Origin of the sequence: Rhodococcus sp. LW-XY12 (genome assembly GCF_019317345.1) — a bacterium.
GTDB classification, from domain to species: Bacteria; Actinomycetota; Actinomycetes; order Mycobacteriales; family Mycobacteriaceae; genus Rhodococcus; species Rhodococcus pyridinivorans.
Genome location: NZ_CP079225.1, coordinates 2,819,242 through 2,838,544 on the forward strand (window position 1 = coordinate 2,819,242; position 19,303 = coordinate 2,838,544).

Annotated in this window: 21 protein-coding genes and 1 riboswitch; of the genes, 7 read left to right on the forward strand and 14 right to left on the reverse strand. The window is 69.0% G+C overall.

The features are described from left to right. The first annotated feature begins 32 nt into the window (after positions 1-32). From KXC42_RS13160 to KXC42_RS13170, 3 genes are all read left to right on the forward strand, one after another. On the forward strand, positions 33-2,216 hold the full coding sequence (locus KXC42_RS13160; protein WP_219129136.1) for a malate synthase G: 2,184 nt from the start codon (positions 33-35) through the stop codon (positions 2,214-2,216). Between the two features lie 142 nt (positions 2,217-2,358). Then, complete coding sequence (locus tag KXC42_RS13165; protein WP_183079123.1) at positions 2,359-4,092, forward strand: substrate-binding domain-containing protein; 1,734 nt, start codon at positions 2,359-2,361, stop codon at positions 4,090-4,092. Between the two features lies 1 nt (position 4,093). Beyond that, positions 4,094-5,251, forward strand: coding sequence for a metallophosphoesterase (locus KXC42_RS13170; protein WP_024101098.1), 1,158 nt, complete (start codon positions 4,094-4,096; stop codon positions 5,249-5,251). A 136-nt stretch (positions 5,252-5,387) separates the two neighbouring features. On the opposite strand, the gene gcvP is transcribed toward KXC42_RS13170, so the two are convergent. From gcvP to KXC42_RS13225, 11 genes are all read right to left on the reverse strand, one after another. After that, positions 5,388-8,240: an aminomethyl-transferring glycine dehydrogenase gene (gene gcvP, locus KXC42_RS13175; RefSeq protein ID WP_219129137.1), complete on the reverse strand. Its 2,853-nt coding sequence runs from the start codon at positions 8,238-8,240 to the stop codon at positions 5,388-5,390. 162 nt (positions 8,241-8,402) lie between these two features. Continuing rightward, a riboswitch (glycine riboswitch) is annotated at positions 8,403-8,498 on the reverse strand. A 117-nt stretch (positions 8,499-8,615) separates the two neighbouring features. Then, positions 8,616-9,242 (reverse strand): MerR family transcriptional regulator, encoded by a 627-nt coding sequence (locus tag KXC42_RS13180; RefSeq protein ID WP_006552749.1) that lies wholly within the window; start codon positions 9,240-9,242, stop codon positions 8,616-8,618. Positions 9,243-9,481: 239 nt separating this feature from the next. Continuing rightward, positions 9,482-9,955, reverse strand: a complete 474-nt coding sequence (locus KXC42_RS13185) for a bifunctional nuclease family protein (protein WP_006552748.1) — start codon at positions 9,953-9,955, stop codon at positions 9,482-9,484. A 148-nt stretch (positions 9,956-10,103) separates the two neighbouring features. Beyond that, positions 10,104-10,841, reverse strand: coding sequence for a MerR family transcriptional regulator (locus tag KXC42_RS13190; RefSeq protein WP_006552747.1), 738 nt, complete (start codon positions 10,839-10,841; stop codon positions 10,104-10,106). Beyond that, on the reverse strand, positions 10,841-11,302 hold the full coding sequence (gene garA, locus KXC42_RS13195) for a glycogen accumulation regulator GarA (RefSeq protein ID WP_006552746.1): 462 nt from the start codon (positions 11,300-11,302) through the stop codon (positions 10,841-10,843). The genes KXC42_RS13190 and garA overlap by 1 nt, the downstream gene beginning before the upstream one ends. A 155-nt stretch (positions 11,303-11,457) precedes the next feature. Then, complete coding sequence (gene gcvH / locus KXC42_RS13200; RefSeq protein WP_006552745.1) at positions 11,458-11,862, reverse strand: glycine cleavage system protein GcvH; 405 nt, start codon at positions 11,860-11,862, stop codon at positions 11,458-11,460. Positions 11,863-11,904: 42 nt separating this feature from the next. Continuing rightward, positions 11,905-12,666 carry a DUF881 domain-containing protein gene (locus KXC42_RS13205; RefSeq protein ID WP_006552744.1) on the reverse strand — a complete coding sequence of 254 codons (762 nt, stop codon included), beginning with the start codon at positions 12,664-12,666 and terminating at the stop codon, positions 11,905-11,907. Between the two features lie 2 nt (positions 12,667-12,668). Next, entirely contained in the window at positions 12,669-13,028 is a 360-nt protein-coding gene (locus KXC42_RS13210) for a small basic family protein (RefSeq protein ID WP_006552743.1), read from the reverse strand. Continuing rightward, positions 13,025-13,888, reverse strand: a complete 864-nt coding sequence (locus KXC42_RS13215) for a DUF881 domain-containing protein (protein WP_006552742.1) — start codon at positions 13,886-13,888, stop codon at positions 13,025-13,027. Before KXC42_RS13215 ends, KXC42_RS13210 begins: the two co-directional genes overlap by 4 nt. Positions 13,889-13,892: 4 nt before the next feature. Then, positions 13,893-14,495, reverse strand: a complete 603-nt coding sequence (locus KXC42_RS13220) for a CDP-alcohol phosphatidyltransferase family protein (RefSeq protein ID WP_006552741.1) — start codon at positions 14,493-14,495, stop codon at positions 13,893-13,895. Positions 14,496-14,605: 110 nt separating this feature from the next. Then, complete coding sequence (locus tag KXC42_RS13225; RefSeq protein ID WP_033098314.1) at positions 14,606-15,223, reverse strand: CoA pyrophosphatase; 618 nt, start codon at positions 15,221-15,223, stop codon at positions 14,606-14,608. A gap of 197 nt (positions 15,224-15,420) precedes the next feature. Between KXC42_RS13225 and KXC42_RS13230 the strand changes: the two genes are divergently transcribed. Together KXC42_RS13230 and KXC42_RS13235 are read left to right on the forward strand one after the other, a co-directional pair. Further along, complete coding sequence (locus tag KXC42_RS13230) at positions 15,421-16,449, forward strand: phosphotransferase family protein (RefSeq protein WP_200358096.1); 1,029 nt, start codon at positions 15,421-15,423, stop codon at positions 16,447-16,449. A 40-nt stretch (positions 16,450-16,489) separates the two neighbouring features. Continuing rightward, positions 16,490-16,885, forward strand: coding sequence for an MmcQ/YjbR family DNA-binding protein (locus tag KXC42_RS13235; RefSeq protein WP_200358098.1), 396 nt, complete (start codon positions 16,490-16,492; stop codon positions 16,883-16,885). Positions 16,886-16,899: 14 nt separating this feature from the next. Here the strand turns inward: KXC42_RS13235 and KXC42_RS13240 are convergent, their stop codons facing one another. Both KXC42_RS13240 and KXC42_RS13245 read right to left on the reverse strand, forming a co-directional pair. Beyond that, positions 16,900-17,316 (reverse strand): VOC family protein, encoded by a 417-nt coding sequence (locus tag KXC42_RS13240; RefSeq protein WP_120282966.1) that lies wholly within the window; start codon positions 17,314-17,316, stop codon positions 16,900-16,902. A 122-nt stretch (positions 17,317-17,438) separates the two neighbouring features. Next, a complete protein-coding gene (locus tag KXC42_RS13245) occupies positions 17,439-17,660 on the reverse strand; it encodes a hypothetical protein (protein ID WP_219130547.1) in 222 nt (73 codons plus the stop codon). Here KXC42_RS13245 and KXC42_RS27755 point away from each other — a divergent pair. Then, entirely contained in the window at positions 17,605-17,811 is a 207-nt protein-coding gene (locus KXC42_RS27755; protein ID WP_200886509.1) for a hypothetical protein, read from the forward strand. The genes KXC42_RS13245 and KXC42_RS27755 overlap by 56 nt on opposite strands. On the opposite strand, the gene KXC42_RS13255 is transcribed toward KXC42_RS27755, so the two are convergent. Further along, the gene (locus KXC42_RS13255) at positions 17,738-18,754 is read right to left on the reverse strand and encodes a YafY family protein (RefSeq protein ID WP_019289611.1); all 1,017 of its coding nucleotides are present in this window, start codon (positions 18,752-18,754) and stop codon (positions 17,738-17,740) included. The genes KXC42_RS27755 and KXC42_RS13255 overlap by 74 nt on opposite strands. Before the next feature lie 126 nt (positions 18,755-18,880). On the opposite strand from KXC42_RS13255, the gene KXC42_RS13260 reads away from it, so the two are divergent. Further along, on the forward strand, positions 18,881-19,276 hold the full coding sequence (locus KXC42_RS13260; RefSeq protein WP_006552734.1) for a RidA family protein: 396 nt from the start codon (positions 18,881-18,883) through the stop codon (positions 19,274-19,276). Positions 19,277-19,303 lie beyond the last annotated feature (27 nt).

Consider the following 19,303-nt stretch of genomic DNA (forward strand, 5'->3'; position numbering starts at 1 on the left):
CGGCCGCACAGCAACCGGAAAGAGTGAGGGTGATGACAGAACGCGTGCAGGTCGGCGGACTCCAGATCGCGCAGGTTCTCTACAACTTCATCAACAACGAGGCCATCCCCGGCAGCGGGGTCGACGCGGACACCTTCTGGGCGGGTACCGACAAGATCGTCCACGACCTCGCCCCCAAGAACCGGGCACTGCTCGCCAAGCGTGACGACCTCCAGGCCAAGATCGACGGCTGGCACCGCGACCGCGCCGGACAGCCCCACGACCCCGTCGCCTACAAGGCCTTCCTCGAAGAGATCGGCTACCTCGTCCCCACCCCCGAACCGTTCACCATCGGCACCGAGAACGTGGACACCGAGATCGCCGAGACCGCCGGTCCGCAGCTCGTCGTGCCCGTCCTCAACGCCCGCTTCGCGCTCAACGCTTCCAACGCGCGGTGGGGATCGCTCTACGACGCGCTCTACGGCACCGACGTCATCCCCGAAGAGGGCGGCGCCGAGAAGGGCACCGGCTACAACAAGGTCCGCGGCGACAAGGTCATCGCCTGGGCCCGCGACTTCCTCGACAAGGCCGCACCCCTCGCGCAAGGCTCGCACGCCGACTCCACCGGCTACAGCATCGACGGCACCGAACTGAAAGTCACCCTCGAGGGCGGCACCGTCACCGGACTCGCCCAGCCCGACAAGCTCGTCGGCTACCTCGGCGACAAGGCCACCCCCTCCTCGGTGCTGCTGCGCAACCACGGTCTGCACATCGAGATCCAGATCGACCCCGAATCCCCCATCGGCAGCACCGACGCCGCCGGCGTCAAGGACGTCGTCCTCGAATCCGCCGTCACCACCATCATGGACTTCGAGGACTCCGTCGCCGCCGTCGACGCCGACGACAAGGTCGTCGGCTACCGCAACTGGCTCGGCCTCAACCGCGGCGACCTGTCCGAGTCCTTCGACAAGGGCGGCAAGACCCTCACCCGTAAGCTGAACCCGAACCGCGTCTACACCGCCCTCGACGGCAGCGACCTCGAACTGCACGGCCGCTCCCTGCTGTTCGTCCGCAACGTCGGGCACCTCATGACCAACCCCGCCATCCTCGACCGCGACGGCAACGAGGTCCCCGAAGGCATCCTCGACGCGCTCATCACCAGCCTGTGCGCCATCCACGGTCTGCACATCGACGAGGACCACGGCCCGCTCGCCAACAGCCGCACCGGCTCGATCTACATCGTCAAGCCCAAGCAGCACGGCCCCGAGGAATCCGCCTTCACCACCGAACTGTTCGGCCGCGTCGAAGAGGTCCTCTCCCTGCCCACCAACACCCTCAAGGTCGGCATCATGGACGAGGAGCGACGCACCACCGTCAATCTCGCCGCCTGCATCAAGGCCGCCTCCGACCGCGTGGTGTTCATCAACACCGGCTTCCTCGACCGCACCGGCGACGAGATCCACACCTCCATGGAGGCCGGACCCGTCGTCCGCAAGGCCGCCATGAAGCAGCAGCGCTGGATCGCCGCCTACGAGGACTGGAACGTCGACACCGGCCTCGCCTGCGGCCTGCAGGGCAAGGCCCAGATCGGCAAGGGCATGTGGGCCATGACCGACCTCATGCGCGACATGGTCGAGCAGAAGATCGGCCAGCCCAAGGCCGGCGCCAACACCGCCTGGGTGCCCTCACCCACCGGAGCCACCCTGCACGCCACCCACTACCACGAGGTCGACGTCTTCGCGGTCCAGAACGAGCTCCAGGGCAAGAGCCGCGCCACCGTGGACGACATCCTCACCATTCCCCTCGCCGAGAACCCCAACTGGTCCGCCGAGGAGAAGCGCGAAGAACTCGACAACAACTGCCAGTCCATCCTCGGCTACGTCGTGCGCTGGATCGACCAGGGCGTCGGCTGCTCCAAGGTCCCCGACATCCACGACGTCGCGCTCATGGAGGACCGCGCCACCCTGCGCATCTCCAGCCAGCTCCTCGCCAACTGGATCCGCCACGACGTCGTCACCGCCGACGACGTCGTCGCCTCCCTCGAGCGCATGGCCCCCGTCGTCGACCGGCAGAACGAAGGCGACCCCGGCTACCGGCCGCTCGCCCCGAACTTCGACGACAGCATCGCCTTCCAGGCCGCCAAGGAACTCATCCTCGAAGGCACCACGCAGCCCAGCGGCTACACCGAGCCGATCCTGCACCGCCGTCGCCGCGAGTACAAGGCCAAGTACGCCTGACCCGCACACCGACACCACAGGGCCCCGATCCACACGGATCGGGGCCCTGCCCGTCCCCGCACCGCGCGGCGGAGCCGGATCTCATCCCGCCCCTCACTAGACTCGACCATCGGATCGACGAACGAAACGAGGCGGACACGACGTGAGCGGGCGACATCGCGGTAGCGGACGACGAGGAATCAGCACCAGCGTCATCGTGGTCACCCTAGGCGTAGTACTCTCCCTGCTCGCGGTCCTCGGCTGGTTCCGCCTCCGCGACAACATCGACAACCAGGCCACCGCCGCCGCCGAAACCTGCGTCGAAGGCGACACCGTCCTGCACATCGCCGCCGACCCCCTCATCGCCCCCGCCCTCACCGAACTCGCCGAACAATGGACCGACGGCGGCGTCCGCGTCATCCGCGACCACTGCGTCACCGCCGAGATCACCGCCGTCGACAGCCTCGCCGCCGCCGACACCCTCGGCACCGACGCCTGGGATCCGACGCTCGGCCCCGAACCCGCCCTGTGGGTACCCCTCGACACCCGTATGAGCGCCCGCGCCGCCGACGCCATCGACGGCACCCCCCGATCCCTCGCCACCTCCCCGGTCGTGCTCGCCGTCCCCACCGACCTCGGCCGCGCCCTCACCACCGCCACCGTCCGCTGGCAGGACCTGCCCCGACTCCAGAACGACCCCGCCGCCATGCGCGAGAGCGGACTCGACATCTGGGGCACCCTCGGCCTCGCCCTGCCCACCGGCACCCAGACCCACGCCACCACCCTCGCCCTCGAAGCCGTCACCGCCGCCACCACCGGCATCGGCGCCGGACCGGTCACCCTCGAACAGGCCGCCACCCCCGCCGCCATCACCGCCGTGAGCACCCTCGCCCTCGGCGCCGACACCCTCGGCGCTGTCGGTACCACCGCCGACACCCTCGCGGCGCTCGGCACCCACCCCGACACCGCGGCCCCGATCCACGCCGTGCCGGTCATCGAACAGCAACTGCACCGCGCCCTCACAGATGGACAGGTCCGCGGCCTCACCGGCCACCTGCCGATCGGCGTCGCGCCCGTCGTCGACTTCCCCACGGCCGTCGTCGACGCCCCCTGGGTCGACGAGACGCTCGCCCGCGCCGCCGCGGAGTTCACCGACTACGCGCGGCGCCCCGAGCAGGCCGGAATCCTCACCGCCCACGGTTTCCGCACCGCCGACGCCGTCCCCGAACCCGCCGGGGAACTTCCGCTGCCCCGCGTCGACACCGTCCTCGCCCCCGCCGACCCCACCGTCGACGACGTCCTCGTCGCACTGCGTCTCGCCCCGGTGTCCCCGCGCAAGGTCACGATGGTCGTCGACACCTCCACCTCCATGGGCACCCCCGCCGGCGACGGCACCCGCCTCACCGCGACCGCAGGCGCCGTACGCGAGGCCATGCGTCGCGCGTCCATCAACTCGGTGATGGGCATGTACGTCTTCGCCGACACCCCCGAGGGACACCGCGTCGCCGTTATCCGCGACGGGCTCACCGCAGCCAAGCGCGCGGCGATGTCCTCGATCCTCGACGACATCGATCTCGTCGACCGCGAACCCGTCTACGCCACTCTCACCGCCGCCTACCGCGACGCCGTCGACAACTACGACCCGGGCCGACCGAACTCCGTACTCGTCGTCGTCGACAGCGACGACCCCGACGAAGCAGCCGCCCGCGACCTGCGCGCCGCGATCGATGAACTCTCGTCCCCCGAGACCCCCGTGCGGATCGACGTCGTCGTCCTCGGCGACCGCGCCGACCTCGTCCTCGAACAGGCCGCCGAAGCCACCGACGGCAGCCTCACCGTCGTCGACACCACCGACCCCGCCGATCTCACCGACCTCCTCCGAAAGCTGACGTCCTGACGTGCTCCGACTTCTCGTCGTGGGGGTCTTCCTTGCCCTCCTCACCTACCTGCTGCATCGACGACTCGTCCGGGCACCCGGCCTGCCGCGACCTGCCGCACTCGCCGCCGATCTCGTCCTCGTCGTCCTGTTCGTGCTCACGCTCGGCGCCTCCGGGGTGGGCACGGTGCTCGATCCTGCCTGGGCCCGCCCCATCGGGTTCCTCGGCTGGAGTTGGTTGGCGGTGGTGCTGTACCTGATGCTCGGGCTCCTGCTCATCGGAGTCGCGTTGTTCGTCGCCCGCCTCGCCCGACGCGGGCAACCCCGGCCGATCACCGAGGACGGCACCGTCGAGACCCCGCGACGGGGGCTGCGTATCGCGACCGCCGTGCTCGTCGTGGCCGCGGTCGCCGCCGTCGGATACGGCACGATCGAGGCCGACCGGCCGCAGATCGTCACCGTGCCCGTCGCCCTGCAGGACCTGCCTGCCGGCTTCGACGGTGCCCGCATCGCGCTCGTCACCGACCTGCACGTCGGACCCTCCCGCGGAGCCGACTTCGTGCAAGGTGTCGTCGACCTCGTCGCCGAGGAGCAACCCGACCTGATCGTGCTCGGCGGCGACCTCGCCGACGGCACCGTCGAACTCGTCGGCTCCGATCTCGAACCGCTCCGGCAACTGCAGGCCCCGCTCGGGGTGTACGGCGTCAGCGGCAACCACGAGTACTACTCCGACGACGCCGAATCGTGGCTGAACCACTGGGAGACGCTCGGTGTACGCACCCTGCGGAACGACCATGTCGTCCTCGAGCGGGACGGCGACGTCGTCGCGCTCGCCGGCGTCCACGACTACACCGCCCCCGAACCGCACCACCCCGACATGCCCGCCGCCCTCGCCGGCATCGCGGACGGTACCCCGGTGATCCTCGCCGCCCACCAGCCGCGGCACGTCGACGAGGCACGCGAGCTCGGAGTCGACCTGCAACTGTCCGGGCACACCCACGGCGGACAGATGTGGCCGCTGCGGCCGTTCGTCTCCCTGGCCAACCCGACCGTCACCGGACTCGACCGCTTCGGCGACACGCAGATCTACACGTCCCAGGGCACCGGCGCGTGGGGACCGCCCGTGCGGGTCGGCACTCCACCGGAGATCTCCGTCCTCGAGCTGACCGCCGCGAACTGACGGCCTTGTCTTAGTGGCTCGGTCAGTTTCGTTGTAGGCAGGGAGACAATTCTGGTTTTCTATGATTTCCGTATCGTTCGGAGTTATCTCATCGATGATGATGGCCGACGGACGTGTCCGTCGGCCATCCCCGGCATCAGCCGCTGTACGCCTCCAGGGGCGGGCACGCGCACACCAGGTTCCGGTCGCCGTGTGCGCCGTCGATACGCCGCACCGCCGGCCAAACCTTGGCTCGGCTCTTCCCCATCGGGAACACCGCGATCTCCCGCGAATACGGGTGGTTCCACTCGCCCACCAGGCATTCCGCGGTGTGCGGAGCGCCGCGCAGCGGATTGTCGTCCACCGGCCACTCCCCTGCCCCGACCCGGTCGATCTCACCGCGGATCGAGATCATCGCGTCGATGAACGCGTCGAGTTCGGCGATGTCCTCGCTCTCGGTGGGCTCGACCATGAGGGTGCCGGCCACCGGGAAGCTCATCGTCGGCGCGTGGAAGCCGTAGTCGGCCAGACGCTTCGCGACGTCGTCGACCGTCACCCCCGTCGCCTTCGTCAGCGGACGCAGATCGAGGATGCACTCGTGGGCGACCATGCCGGTCTCCCCCGTGTACAGCACCGGGAAGTACTCGTCGAGACGACGCGCGATGTAGTTGGCCGACGCGATCGCCGTCAGCGACGCGCGACGCAGCCCCTCGGCACCCATCATCTTGATGTACGCCCAGGTGATCGGCAGGATCGACGCCGATCCGTAGGGCGCCGCCGAGACCGGTCCCGCTCCCCCGAGTCCCGGCTCCGCCGGATGGCCCGGCAGGTACGGGGCCAGATGCGAACGGACGCCGATCGGGCCGACACCCGGACCGCCGCCACCGTGCGGGATGCAGAACGTCTTGTGCAGGTTCAGGTGGCTCACATCGCCCCCGAACTTGCCCGGCCGCGCCAGACCCACGAGAGCGTTGAGGTTGGCACCGTCGATGTACACCTGACCGCCGGCGTCGTGCACGGCACCGCAGATGTCGGCGATGTCGTGCTCGTACACACCGTGCGTGGACGGATAGGTGATCATGATCGCGGCCAGGCGCGCACCGTGGTCGGCGATCTTGGCGCGCAGGTCGTCGAGATCGACATCCCCGTTCGGGCGGCACGCGACGACCTCGACACGCATGCCCGCCATCACGGCGGATGCGGCATTGGTGCCGTGCGCGCTCGACGGGATCAGGCAGATGTCCCGATCGGTGTCGCCGCGATCGAGGTGGTAGTGACGGATCGCGAGCAGACCCGCGTACTCGCCCTGGCTGCCGGCGTTGGGTTGCAGGCTCACGGCGTCGTACCCCGTCACCGCGGCGAGCCAGCCTTCGAGGTCGGCGATGAGGCGGCGGATCCCCGCCGTCTGATCCGCCGGAGCGAAGGGGTGCAGACCCGCGAACTCGGGCCAGGTGATGGCTTCCATCTCGGCGGCGGCGTTGAGCTTCATCGTGCACGAGCCCAGCGGGATCATCGTCCGGTCGAGGGCGAGGTCCTTGTCGGACAGGCGCCGCAGGTAACGCATCATCGCGGTCTCGGTGCGGTAGCGGGTGAACGCCGCATGCTGCAGGAACTCGCTGGTGCGGGCAAGGGCCTGCGGCAGCGCCGTTCCCTCGGCGGCGTCCCCGGCGGTGACGCCGAAGGCGCGCAGGACCGCGTCGACGTGCGCCGCGGTGGTGGCCTCGTCGCACGAGATCGACACGTGATCGTCGTCGACCCGGTGCAGGTTGATGCCGGCCTCGAGGGCGGCGGCGAACACGGCGTCGACACGCCCCGGGACGCGCACGAGGACGGTGTCGAAGAACTCATCGTGGACAACCTCGACGCCACCGGCGCGCAGACCGTCGGCGAGGCGGCGGGCGTGCCCGGCGACGCGGCGGGCGATGCCGGTGAGGCCTTCGGCGCCGTGGTACGAGGCGTACATGGCCGCGAGCACGGCGAGGAGCACCTGGGCGGTGCAGATGTTGCTGGTGGCCTTCTCACGGCGGATGTGCTGCTCACGGGTCTGCAACGCGAGGCGGTAGGCCGGGTTGCCGTCCGCGTCCACCGAGACACCGACGAGGCGTCCGGGCAGGGTGCGGGTGTGGGCGCTACCGACGGCGAGGTAGCCGGCGTGCGGCCCGCCGAAGCCCATCGGCACACCGAACCGCTGGGTGGTGCCGAAGCACGCGTCGGCACCCTGCTCCCCGGGCGGGGTGATCAAGGTCATGGCCAGCAGGTCGGCGCCGATAGCGACGAGCGCGCCGCGGCCGTGGGCCGCCGCGATGATCGGAGCGGCGTCGATGATGCGGCCCGAAGCGCCGGGCACCTGGAGGATCACGCCGAAGAACTCGCCCTCGGGAAGTCCGTCGGCAGCGAGGTCGACGGTGACGATCTCGATACCGAGCGGTTCGGCGCGGGTCGCCAGCACCGCGGCGGTCTGCGCGAACAGGTCGACGTCGACGACCAGGCGCGGGCTCTTGGACTTGCGGTTCGCGCGGCGCAGCAGGGTCATGGCCTCGGCAGCGGCGGTGGCCTCGTCGAGCATCGACGAGTTCGCGATCTCCATGCCGGTCAGGTCGGCGACCATGGTCTGGAAGTTCAGCAGCGCCTCGAGGCGTCCCTGGCTGATCTCCGGCTGGTAGGGGGTGTAGGCCGTGTACCAGGCGGGGTTCTCGATGATGTTGCGCAGCAGCACGGGCGGCGTGAGCGTGTCGTAGTAGCCGTGGCCGATCATCGACGTCGCCACGGTGTTCTGCGACGCGAGTGCCTTCAGTTCGGCGAGTACGTCGTGCTCGGAGCGGGGCGCGTCGAGGACGTCGAGGCCGGTCGGCACGTTGTCTGCACGGTCGTCGAGGATGGCGGCCGGCACCGCGGCGGTGGCGAGGGCGTCGAGGGAATCGACTCCCACGACGTCGAGGATCCGGTTCAGGCCGGCGGTGTCGGGGCCGATGTGGCGATCGGCGAAGTTCGAGGTGACGGCATCTGTCATCGCAGCTCCCGGGCTGGTCGGCGAGGTCCACATGCGCGCGGTCGCGCGAGGTGGTTCCTCCCCCTCTGTCGTGAGCTCGCGGAGCGAGCGCCTGAGAGATTCGGCCGGCCAGAGCCTTTCCCCGTGGGCGGGCGGGTGCTCCCGCCACTTTCCAGAGACGTCGGAGCTCACGCGGTCCCGGTTGCCTGAGAGATTGACGGGGAGGTGCTGCTCCTTCGGCGCCCGGCTCGGTGTCCGGGTCTCTCCCGCGTGATGGCGACGCGTCTTCGAGTCTAGTTCACGTCGCGGGGGTCGAAATACCGCAGGTGCGGAAAGTGCCGCCGGCGGTGGAGTGGAGCGGTCATGTGGTCGGCCGATGCGACATCAGTGGTGTGGTCAGCCGATGCGGCGGTTGATGCGTTCGCGGCGACGCGACGCCAGTTCGTCCTCGGGGCGTTCCTCGACGCCGCCGCCGTCGGCGCGTTCGGCGGGGAAATCGGCGATGCTGCCGGTGAGCTCGCGCATCGCGCCGCTCACCGCGATCCCGAAGACGCCCTGCCCGCCCTGCAGCAGGTCGACGACCTCTTCGGGCGACGTACATTCGTAGACGGTGGTGCCGTCGGAGAAAAGAGTGATCTTCGCGAGGTCGCCCACCCCACGGCTGCGGAGATGGTCGACGGCGACGCGGATGTTCTGCAGCGAGACGCCGGTGTCGAGCAGGCGCTTGACGATCTTGAGGACGAGGATGTCCTTGAACGAGTACAGCCGTTGGCTACCGGAACCGGCAGCCCCGCGGATGGACGGTACGACCAGATTCGTGCGGGCCCAGTAGTCGAGCTGGCGGTAGCTGATTCCTGCGATCTGGCAGGCGATGGGCACGCGGTAGCCGACGAGCTCGTCGGGCGCCGAGTTGTCCGGAAACAGGCCCGGTTGGATCTCGTCGGTCTCGTTCGTCCGCGGCGCCGGATTCGAGCGATCGCCGGAATCGACGCCGAGTGGCTGTCCCTTCGTCCGATCTCGCACTACTGACTCCCTCTCGCGCGCCCAGTTCTGCCTCGCAACGATCGATTGGTGGATCCCCCGACCACATCCGATCATCGAGCCCTCCCAGGCTCACCGAGTCATCCCTGGCGGATCAACTCAGCGTACGCTCCGGTGTTGGGCGTCGGGCTGCGACACGCCGACCGGAAGGCAACGTTCGACATTACTACCGTCACGGCCGATGCGCGCGCCAACGCTCGTCGCCGTGCGACGGACGGCGCTCAGCCGTCCGTCGCCTTGAAATCGTCGGGCGAGACGGAGTCGAGGAACTCCTTGAACTTCTCGACCTCGTCCTCCCGTTCGTCGGGCATGACCAGTCCTGCCTCGGTGAGCACCGGTTCCTCGACGTGGACCGGCGCGCCGATGCGCAAGGCCACCGCGACCCCGTCGGAGGGCCGGCAGGAAACACGCATCCCTCCGTCGAAGACCAGATCCGCGTAGAACGTCCCTTCGCGCAGGTCGACGATGCGCACCTCGCGGAGGTTGCGACCGAACGCCTCGAGGAGGTTCTTGATCAGGTCGTGGGTCAGCGGCCGTGCCGGTTCGACCCCCTGCTGTTCGAGGGCGATGGCGGTCGCTTCGTTCTGCCCGATCCAGATCGGCAGATACCGATCGCCGTCGACCTCCCGCAGCAGGAGGACAGGCTGGTTCTGCGGCTGTTCGATACGAATCCCTACTATCCGCATCTCGCTCATCGCGATGCCTCCGTCCTGCTGCTCGTCGGTGGTGGGACCACCCGACAGGTACTGCCTGGAATTCTAGTGTCCTCCAGCGCATCCGTCAGGTGCCGTAGGTCACCACCTGGCGGAGGGCCGTGGTCGCACTCGACGACGAATTCGTCGCCTAACGGTCGAGGGCTCCTTGCACCGCCGCTTTCACCAGGCAGGTGTGCAATGTCAACGACAGTGCGGCCAGTTCGCGCACCATCTCCTCGGCGCGCTGCCGTGCCCCGGCGTCGCGGCCCTTCGCGATCGGGCCGGCGATCTGAGCGACGAGCGCGGCCTCGCGGTCGGCGGCGAGCTTGAACGCCCGCAGGTGCCGAACCTCGAGGCCGAACTCCGCCATCGCCTTCGCCGTGCGAGCGAGCAGCACCGCGTCCTCGTCGAAGAAACCGGCCGGGCCCGGCTTGAGCAGGCCCGCCCCCACCAGCTCGGTGAGGAAGGCCGCGTCGATCCCGGCACGGGTGCACAGATCCTCGCGGCTCACCCGGATCTCGCGATCGGTGCGCAGATCCTCCGGCGAGACCTCGCCGCGGGCCACCGCCAGCGGACGCGGCCGGGTGATCCGGGTCTCGACCGATCCCACCGTGGCGGCGCCGCGGTCGATCGCCTCGAGCTGCTCCTTGATCACCTTGAGCGGAAGGTACTGATCGCGCTGCGCGGTGAGCACGTACCGCAGACGCTCGCAATCGGCGATCGAGAAGCGGCGGTAGCCCGAGGGTGTGCGTTCCGGGCTGATCAGTCCCTCGGCCTCGAGGAACCGGATCTTCGAGATCGTCACGTCCGGAAATTCCGGACGCAGGCGGTCGAGCACCGACCCGATCGACATTCCGGCCGGCGCCGGCTGGCGGGCCGCGGTCATCAGCTACCTGCGCCCTGGTTACCTCGCGGACCGGTCAGGAACACCAGCCGGAACTTGCCGATCTGCACCTCGTCGCCGTTCGCGAGAACGGCGGAGTCGACCGGCTCGCGGTTGACGTAGGTGCCGTTGAGGCTTCCCACGTCGACGACCTGGAATTCGCCCTCGTCCTGGCGGAACTCGGCGTGCCGACGGCTGACGGTCACGTCGTCGAGGAAGATGTCGCTGTCGGGATGCCGACCCGCCGAGGTGGTGGGCTGGTCGAGCAGGAAGCGCGATCCTGCATTGGGCCCCCGCTTGACGACCAGCAGCGCCGATCCGGCGGGCAGGCCCTCGACACCCGAGACGGGCGCTTCGGTGGTGGCCGAACCCGCGCCCTCCACTTCGTTCAGGAAGTCGGCGCGAAATACCGAAGTGGTCTCTGCAGGAGTCTCCTCGTAACCCGCGTTGCCGTTCTCGCTCACCGTTTCTCCTTATCCGTTCGACCACCCGGGTGATCCCGGACGGTCGCTGATTCGTTCGCCCCGTTCAGGTCCGACACGGCACACGCCATATCCGACCGTACCCCGCTCGGGGGTACTGACGCAGACAGTCGCGGTCACGTTACCTGTCGGGTCCGTCAGCCTTCCGTGATCCCGCGGTAACCTTCCGCGTCGAGCGTCTCCGCGAGCGCCTCGTCGAGGTCGTTCTCGCTGCCCATCTCCACGTCGACGAGCCAGCCGTCCTCGTACGGGCTGCTGTTCACCAGTTCGGGATTCGCGTCGAGTTCCATGTTGACGGCGGTCACCTTCGCGGTCAGCGGCGCGAACACGTCCGACACGCTCTTGGTGGACTCGACCTCTCCGAAGGACTCGCCGGCGGCGATCTCGGCGCCCGCCTCGGGCAGCTGCACGAAGACCACGTCGCCGAGTTGGGACTGTGCGTAGTCGGTGATCCCGATGCGCACGGTCGTCGCGCCCGTCCTGCGCACCCACTCGTGCTCGGGGGTGTACCGCAGATCCTCGGGTGTCGCGAAATCGGTCAAGACTGGTCCTTTCGGAGACGACGTTCGACCGGAACGTCGGATTCAGTTACCGGGCTGAGAGTATTGGCGTGGCTCGATCTCCCGCAAGGCGGACACCTCCACCTGCGGAGACTGTTCTACGGACAATGATCCGCCCGCACGGGCGACCGTGTCGACCACTCCGCCGGGAATGTTCAGCGCGGCGGCGAGAGTCGGTCCGTCACCGATGGCGGTGACGGTGTACGGAGCATCGAGTCGGCGGTCGTCGACGACGATGTCGCCGCCCGGTCCGGTGACCCACGAATCGACCCCGATGCGCACGGTCTCACCGTTCGCCCCGGCGATCTGCATCGTGTCGGCACCCGCCGCGCGCAGCTCCTGGATCATGTCGAGCAGCACCTCCGATCCGACACCCTCGCGCGGATCGTCGACGGTGAGAACCACTCCGGGCCCGGTGGCGGGTTCGGTGCCGAGTTGCGCCGACAGCGTGTACAGGCGCGTGCGGGCTTCCTCGAGTGCCGCTTCCGAGCCTTCCTGTTCGAGACTCGAGAGGGTGCGCTCGAGTTCGGTGATCTCCTGGCGGAGAGCGGCTTCGCGGCGATTGAGGTTGTCGAGCAGCACGAGCAGGTCCGCAGGGCGCGCCGAGTCGAGGTCGTCGCCGGTATCGGTCGTACGCACCTGGGTGGCGATGCCGGCGCCGAGCAGGACGACGAGAATCGCCGCGAGGACGAGAAAGACGCGTTGCGATCGGGTGGCGCGCGCAGTGCCGGTTTCGGGCGTTGCGCCGGTGTCGGGTGCGGGGCGGGGTTGTTGCGGTTCGGTCACGGTCAGGCCCCGAACAGGCGACGACGTAGGGCTGCAGCGTTTCCGAAGATACGGATGCCGAGGACGACGATGACCGCGGTCGACAACTGGGTGCCCACGCCGAGCTGGTCGCCGAGCCACACGATCAGGGCGGCGACGAGGACGTTGAAGACGAACGACACCACGAACACCTTCGCGTCGAAGATGTCGTCGAGATAGGCGCGTAGACCGCCGAAGACCGTGTCGAGCGCGGCGACCACCGCGATGGGCAGGTAGGGCTGCACGACATCGGGTACCTGTGGGCTGAACACGATTCCGGCGCCGATCCCGATCGCCAGTGCGAGCACCGCGTAGAGCGCGTGACCGTGTTCGAGTCGCTTCACCTGTACCCCGTTTCTCCACTGCTGCCGAGTTTCCGGACCGTGGCGGCCGGAAACTCGAGATCGTCCTCCTCTGCGAGGGTGAATCCCACCCCGTAGAGCTGCTGTATCCCCGCGATGCGCAGGTAGGCGTCGCTGACGACGAAGGTCGTCTGCAGTCGGGAGGGAGATCCCACCGCCGAGACCGTGTACGGGGAGAATACGGGCCGGTTGTCGACGAGCATCGCTCCCCCGGCCTGCCGGACGGTCACCCCGGGACCCACCCGCACGCCCCCGACCTCGACGGCCTCCGCACCGGCCGCCCACAGCGCGTTGACGACCGACTGCAGGTCGCGGTCGAGGACGAGCGCGGTGGGCCGGTCCTCGAGTCGTGCCGCATCCGACAGGTTCGGTCGCGCGGCGGGTTCGGTGAGGGTGACCGTGATCCCCGGACCACGCACCGGTGTTGCCGCGGCTGCGGTCTCGGCGTCGCGGAGTCGGTCGAGGATGGTCGCGCCGTCGCCTCCGTCGGAGAACAGGGCGGTGCGTCGTTCGTCGACCGCGGCACCGAGTTCGTCCCGCTGGGCAGTGAGCGCGGCGATGCGTTCGTCCCCTGCCCGAAGGGAGTCGAGGATCTCGGCGCGGGTGCTGTCGGTGCCGGCCTGCACGTCGGCGTTCTGCGCGTACGCGACGCCGATCACGAGGCCGGCGAGGAGAACTCCGACGCCGAGCCACGCGCGCGACGCGCGCGGAGAGGTGCTCGAGCGCCCTGCCGCCCGGTCCGCGGCGGACGCGGCGTAGCCGGGGTCGAGATGATCCTCGAGGAGCGACTTCAGGAGCGAGGGCACCGGATTGCGCCGGATGCGTTCCCATGCGCGGCTCATCGGATCACCGCCCGGCCGGCACGATCCGTGCCGTCACGACGGCCTGCCCGAGATACAGCAGGCCGGTCCACACGTACAGCACGGTCCCCCAGATCAGGGCAGCCCAGCCGAGCGGGCCGGTGATCGGCTCCGAGGCGGGCACTGCGACGGCCCCGAGCATCAGCGGCAGTGCGCACATGAGCAGGAAGGTGGCGCCCTTGCCGAGGTACAGCACGTCCGGCGGGGGCAGTTCCCGGCGCCGGTAGACGGCCAGCGTCGGGGCCAGGACGAGTTCGCGGCCGACGAGGATCACCGCGATCCACCAGGGCACGATGTCGCGCGCCACGAGGGCGACGAGGGTGGCCACGATGTAGAGGCGGTCGACGGCGGGATCGAGAAGGGCGCCGAGTCGGGAGGTCTGGTCGAGCAACCGGGCGAGTTTGCCGTCGGCCCAGTCGGTGATGCTGCTCGCGGCCAGCAGGATCAGCGCCCAGACATCGGCGTGGGCGACGAGGACGAGATAGAGGAAGACGGGCACACCCAGCAGTCGGACGAAGCTGAGGACGTTCGGCACGGTGAGGATGCGGTCCGATCCGCGCGCGTCGGCGGTTCCGGTCGCATCGGTCATGGTGGGCCGCTCCGTGTTCTCGTGAGGTCGTTCTCGTGGTGCCCCGCCGGAGTTCCGTTCGGGCACGGAGTCCAGCCTTCCACAGCCGCGCGACCGGAGATTCCGGGGTGTCAACGCCAGGCGAAGACCGGCTGCTCGAGACCGTCGATGCGCGTGGCCCGCCGGCGCAGCACGACCTCGCGGAACTGGTAGACCACCGCGGCGGTCGGTGCGTGCACGAGGTGACCGCGGAAGGGCCACTGGATCACCGGCTTGTCGGATTCGGGGATGGTGACGAAGCGCGGATCGACGTCGAGTTCGTCGGTGGTGACGGCGAAGAGCACGTCGACCTCGTCGGGGCTGGGCTTCAGATCGGTCACGGCGGTGTCCGACCACACGACGAACGGCGACATGACGTAACCGGAGCGCGTGATGTAGTCGTCGAGCCGGCCGAGCACGGCCTCGGGGCCGAGGTCGAGTCCGAGTTCCTCGTGCAACTCGCGCAAGGCGGCCTCCTCGGCCTGCTCCCCCTCGTCCAGACGCCCGCCCGGCAACGCGAACTGGCCGGGATGCGCCCGCAGACGCGTGGGGCGCCGCGTGAGGGGCATGACGGGGTTGCCGTTCCCGTCGTCGAGCACCGCCACGACGACGGCTGCGTGCCGGCGGCCGTCGAGCGGCAGTCGGCGCGAGTCGAACGCGTCCAGCGCGTCGCGGACGTTGTCTCTGTCGAGAGGGTGAGCAGCGGGCATGGGTCGACAGTAGTTCGTCACAACTGTCCTGGCGGCTAGGCGCATGCCCTGGCCGGTGTCGGTGACACCGGCCTCGAAGGGGGGAGTTCTGAATATTTATGGTTTCCGTGCAGTCCGGATTATCTGCGTGGGGTGGGAGTTCTCCGAACACGGATCCCCACCCGCGGTCATAGTGTGAGCCGACGGAAAGGAGCTCGATGAACGACGTGCCCGCCGGCCTCGACCTCGATGCGCTCGATGCCTATCTGCAGACCTCCGCCCCCGACCTGTTCTCCGGTCCCCTCCGCGCGCGCCTGATCAGCGGCGGACGCTCGAATCTCACCTATGAGGTGACCGACGGCGATCGGCGGCTGGTGTTGCGCCGTCCCCCACTCGGACACGTCCTCGCGACCGCACACGACATGGCTCGCGAGTACCGCGTCATCTCCGCGCTCGCCGGCACCGCGGTACCGGTCCCCCGCTCGCATCTGCTGTGCGAGGACGATTCGGTGCTCGGCGCGCCCTTCTATCTCATGGATCTGGTCGTGGGGACGCCCTATCGCACCGCGGAGCAACTCGAACCGCTCGGCGCCGAGCGCACGCGCGTGATCTCCGAGCGGATGGTCGACACCCTGGCCGCCCTGCACGCGGTGGACCCGTCCGCCGTGGGACTCGAGGATTTCGGCCGCCCCCAGGGCTTCCTCGAGCGGCAGGTGCGGCGCTGGACCACCCAGCTCGAGCACTCGCACAGCCGGGACCTCGACGGCGCCGACGAGCTTCACCGGCTGCTCGTCGACAATCTGCCGGGCGACGGCGAGGTGGGCATCGTGCACGGCGACTACCGGCTCGACAACGTCCTCGTCGACGACGACGACAAGGTGGTCGCGGTGCTGGACTGGGAGATGGCCACGATCGGCGATCCCCTCACCGATGTGGCGTTGCTGCTGGTCTACCAGCGGCTGGCGCGGGAGAACACGGAATTCCCCGTCTCGACGGTGTCCCGCGCTCCGGGCTTCCTCGGCGACGACGAACTGCTCGCGCGGTACGAGGCCGCCGGTGGACGCGACCTGTCGGACATGGCGTTCCACCTCGCCCTGGCCTACTACAAGCTCGCGGTGATCCTCGAGGGCATCTACTTCCGGTTCCGTCAGGGCAAGACGGTCGGCGAGGGGTTCGAGGAACTCGGCCGCGGCGTCGAGCCGCTGTTGCACGCCGGTATCGATGCGCTGAAGAGTCGGAGGAGTTGATCGCGCGACCGTTGTCGTAGTCGCTCGGTACGCTCCGCTCATGCCGCATCCGGTGATGTTCGACGAGGCGGATCCCCTGCTTGCCCGTGTGCGCTCGCTCGCGCTGGCCCTGCCCGGCGCGAGCGAGAAGATCTCGCACGGCCGTCCGTTCTTCTCCACCCGGACGGCCTTCACGGTCTACGGAGGCGCCGAGAAGGGCACCCGCGCACCGTTTCCCCGCTCCCTCATCGTCAAGCCCGACGAGGAGGAACGCCGCGCGCTGCTCGAGGAACCCCACACCTACGTGCCGATGTATTTCGGGCCGTCCGGGTGGGTCGGGTACGACCTCGCCCGTCCGGAGGTGGACTGGGACGAGGTCGCCGAACTGCTCGACATGTCCTATCGGCAGACCGCGCCACCGAAACTGGTGCGCGAGCTCGACGCCCGCCTCGGCTGACGGGCGCCGCGGGTTCAGCCCTGCTGGTCGCCGATGCTGACCATCCACGACACGCCGAAGCGGTCGGTGCACACGCCGAACAGATCGCCCCAGGGGGCACGTTCGAGCGGCATGTCGACGCGACCGCTGTCGCTCAGCGCGTCCCACCAACCCCGGAGCACGCTCTCGTCGTCCCCGCTGAGCGACAGCGAGAAGTTCGTACCGGGCGTGTAGTCCATGCCGTTCGGGGTGTCCGAGGCCATGAGCACGAAGCCGCGGTCGGTGGTGAGCATCGAGTGCATCACCTTGTCGTCCTCGCTCGGATCCTGCGAGGCGTTCATGTCCGCGAACCTGCTCACCGTCAGTTCGCCGCCGAACACCGACCTGTAGAACTCCATGGCCTCGCGCGCGGAATCGCGGAATGCGAGATAGGGATTGAATCGTGTGGTCATCGTGGTCCTTTCGCGGGTGCCGCAGGGCACGGATGGTGCCGCACGGAGAGTGACCATCCGCCGACGCATTTCTCATCGTGGACGGTGCGCACCGGATCCGGGAGCGTTCGGCGCGATCCGTGTCAGGAGACCGCCACTGTGGCGCCGGCGTACTCGGGCCGGTCGATCAGGTCGGCCAGCACGCACCCGACCGCACGTCGCGGGACCGCCCACGACGAGACGTCGCCGTCGGAAACCGTTGCCTCGGCGTCGTCGCCCTTCGGGCAATCTCCGATCGCGTACCCGACGATGCTCCGGACGGAGCGAACGGCAGCATGTCTGCGCACCACGGCTGCGCCGATCACGACGATCGCTGAGCGGGTGGGGTGGGGCGATCCGAACTTCGCTGCCCGTCAGTTTCGCCGTAGCGTGGGCGTCACTCCTAGTGGCTGTCGGGCGTTGAGCCGCGCGAAGGCTCCGCAGGTGACCGGGCAAAGCTCTCGTATCTGGCATTGAGGGTTGCCGCCCGGTCGCGGAGGGCCGCACGCAGCGACTCGGGTGCGAGGACTTCGGCGGCGGTGTCGAGCTGCCAGATCGCCCAGACAGCGTGCCGCAGGTCCTCGAAGGTCACGTCGAGACGCACCCAGCCGTCTTCCTCCGGTTCCTCGGCGCGGACAGCTCGCGCGGTGTTCAGCAACTCCTCACGTCGCGTGGGTTCGACCCTGACCAGCACAGGGATGTGGTTCTTCGACAAGAACTGGGCGCTGCGCTCGGCCCAGATGCGGTCGAGGTCAATCTGCGCGGGACGCTCGGCCAGTTCCGGAAGCTCCTCGGCGGTCACCATGCGCGAGAGCCGGTACGTCCGATCCTCTCCCGACTTGGTGGCCAGCAGGTAGGTGCGGCCGCGAACGGTGACCAGACCGATCGGATCGACGGCGTGCCAGCGGGGTGCCTTGTCCGGTGCGGTGTACTGGAAGCGAAGCTTGTGCCCGGTGAGCACGGCATGGCGGACTACGCCCATCACGCCACTCGCCACGTCCTCGGTGACCAGCCGTCGTGAGAGCAGGTCGGTGTCGGGCTCGACCAGGAACCGCCGGGCCGCATCGTCCAGGCTGGTGCGGTGGCCTTCGGGCAGCGCATCGACCACCTTGCGCATCGCGGAAGCGAGCGCGGTGCCGAGGCCGAAGACCTTCTCGCCGCGGCCCGACCCGGCGGTCAGCAGCGCGAGGGCTTCGTCATGGTTCAGTCCGGTCAGCTCCGTGCGGAAGCCGGGAAGCAGGGAAAACCCGCCGTGTCGCCCGCGATCGGCGTAGACCGGGACGCCGGCAGTGGACAGCGCCTCGATGTCGCGCAGCACCGTGCGGGCGGAGACCTCCAGCTCGCCGGCGAGCTCGTCCGCGGTCATCCGACCCCGCTGGCGCAGCAGCAGCACCAGTGAGACCAACCGATCGGCTCGCATAGTTTCATTCCTATCAAAAATCATGACACAAGATGTCGCATTTTGTTGGGAGGCTGAGTTTGCGGGCGTTGAGGACGGCGGCCACCCGGCCGCCGGGCGCTCGCAGTCGCAACGATTGGAGTGGCAATGGAACGAACAGCGGTCAACCCGGTGACATGGTCGCAGGAGATGGGATTCAACCAGGGCGAGGTCGTCGCAGGGCACACCCGGACCCTCTACATCTCGGGGCAGACCGCGATGAGCAAGGACGGCCGGCCCGAGCACGACGGGGACATCGCGGCCCAGCTCGCGCTGGCCGTGGACAACCTCGAAGCCGTGCTCGCCGAGGCCGGCATGTCCCTAACAGACCTCGTCAGGCTCAACGTGTACACCACCGACGTGGACGCGCTGTTCCCGCACTACGGCGTGCTCGCCGGGCGGCTCGGCGCCGCGGGCGTCGCGCCCACAACCACGATGCTCGGGGTGACGCGGCTGGCGATCCCCGGTCAGATGATCGAACTCGAAGGAACCGCTGTCGCGTAACGCGGCCTTGCCACTCCTGCTGCTCGT

What these genes read in the sequence shown, in the direction of transcription:
- KXC42_RS13160 (WP_219129136.1), top strand. Translation starts at nt 33, where the DNA reads ATGACAGAACGCGTGCAGGTCGGCGGACTCCAGATCGCGCAGGTTCTC.
- gcvP (WP_219129137.1), bottom strand. Translation starts at nt 8,240, where the DNA reads ATGACAGATGCCGTCACCTCGAACTTCGCCGATCGCCACATCGGCCCC.
- KXC42_RS13185 (WP_006552748.1), bottom strand. Translation starts at nt 9,955, where the DNA reads ATGAGCGAGATGCGGATAGTAGGGATTCGTATCGAACAGCCGCAGAAC.
- KXC42_RS13190 (WP_006552747.1), bottom strand. Translation starts at nt 10,841, where the DNA reads ATGACCGCGGCCCGCCAGCCGGCGCCGGCCGGAATGTCGATCGGGTCG.
- KXC42_RS13215 (WP_006552742.1), bottom strand. Translation starts at nt 13,888, where the DNA reads ATGAGCCGCGCATGGGAACGCATCCGGCGCAATCCGGTGCCCTCGCTC.
- KXC42_RS13220 (WP_006552741.1), bottom strand. Translation starts at nt 14,495, where the DNA reads ATGACCGATGCGACCGGAACCGCCGACGCGCGCGGATCGGACCGCATC.
- KXC42_RS13225 (WP_033098314.1), bottom strand. Translation starts at nt 15,223, where the DNA reads ATGCCCGCTGCTCACCCTCTCGACAGAGACAACGTCCGCGACGCGCTG.
- KXC42_RS13230 (WP_200358096.1), top strand. Translation starts at nt 15,421, where the DNA reads ATGAACGACGTGCCCGCCGGCCTCGACCTCGATGCGCTCGATGCCTAT.
- KXC42_RS13235 (WP_200358098.1), top strand. Translation starts at nt 16,490, where the DNA reads ATGCCGCATCCGGTGATGTTCGACGAGGCGGATCCCCTGCTTGCCCGT.
- KXC42_RS13240 (WP_120282966.1), bottom strand. Translation starts at nt 17,316, where the DNA reads ATGACCACACGATTCAATCCCTATCTCGCATTCCGCGATTCCGCGCGC.
- KXC42_RS27755 (WP_200886509.1), top strand. Translation starts at nt 17,605, where the DNA reads ATGCTCCGGACGGAGCGAACGGCAGCATGTCTGCGCACCACGGCTGCG.
- KXC42_RS13255 (WP_019289611.1), bottom strand. Translation starts at nt 18,754, where the DNA reads ATGCGAGCCGATCGGTTGGTCTCACTGGTGCTGCTGCTGCGCCAGCGG.
- KXC42_RS13260 (WP_006552734.1), top strand. Translation starts at nt 18,881, where the DNA reads ATGGAACGAACAGCGGTCAACCCGGTGACATGGTCGCAGGAGATGGGA.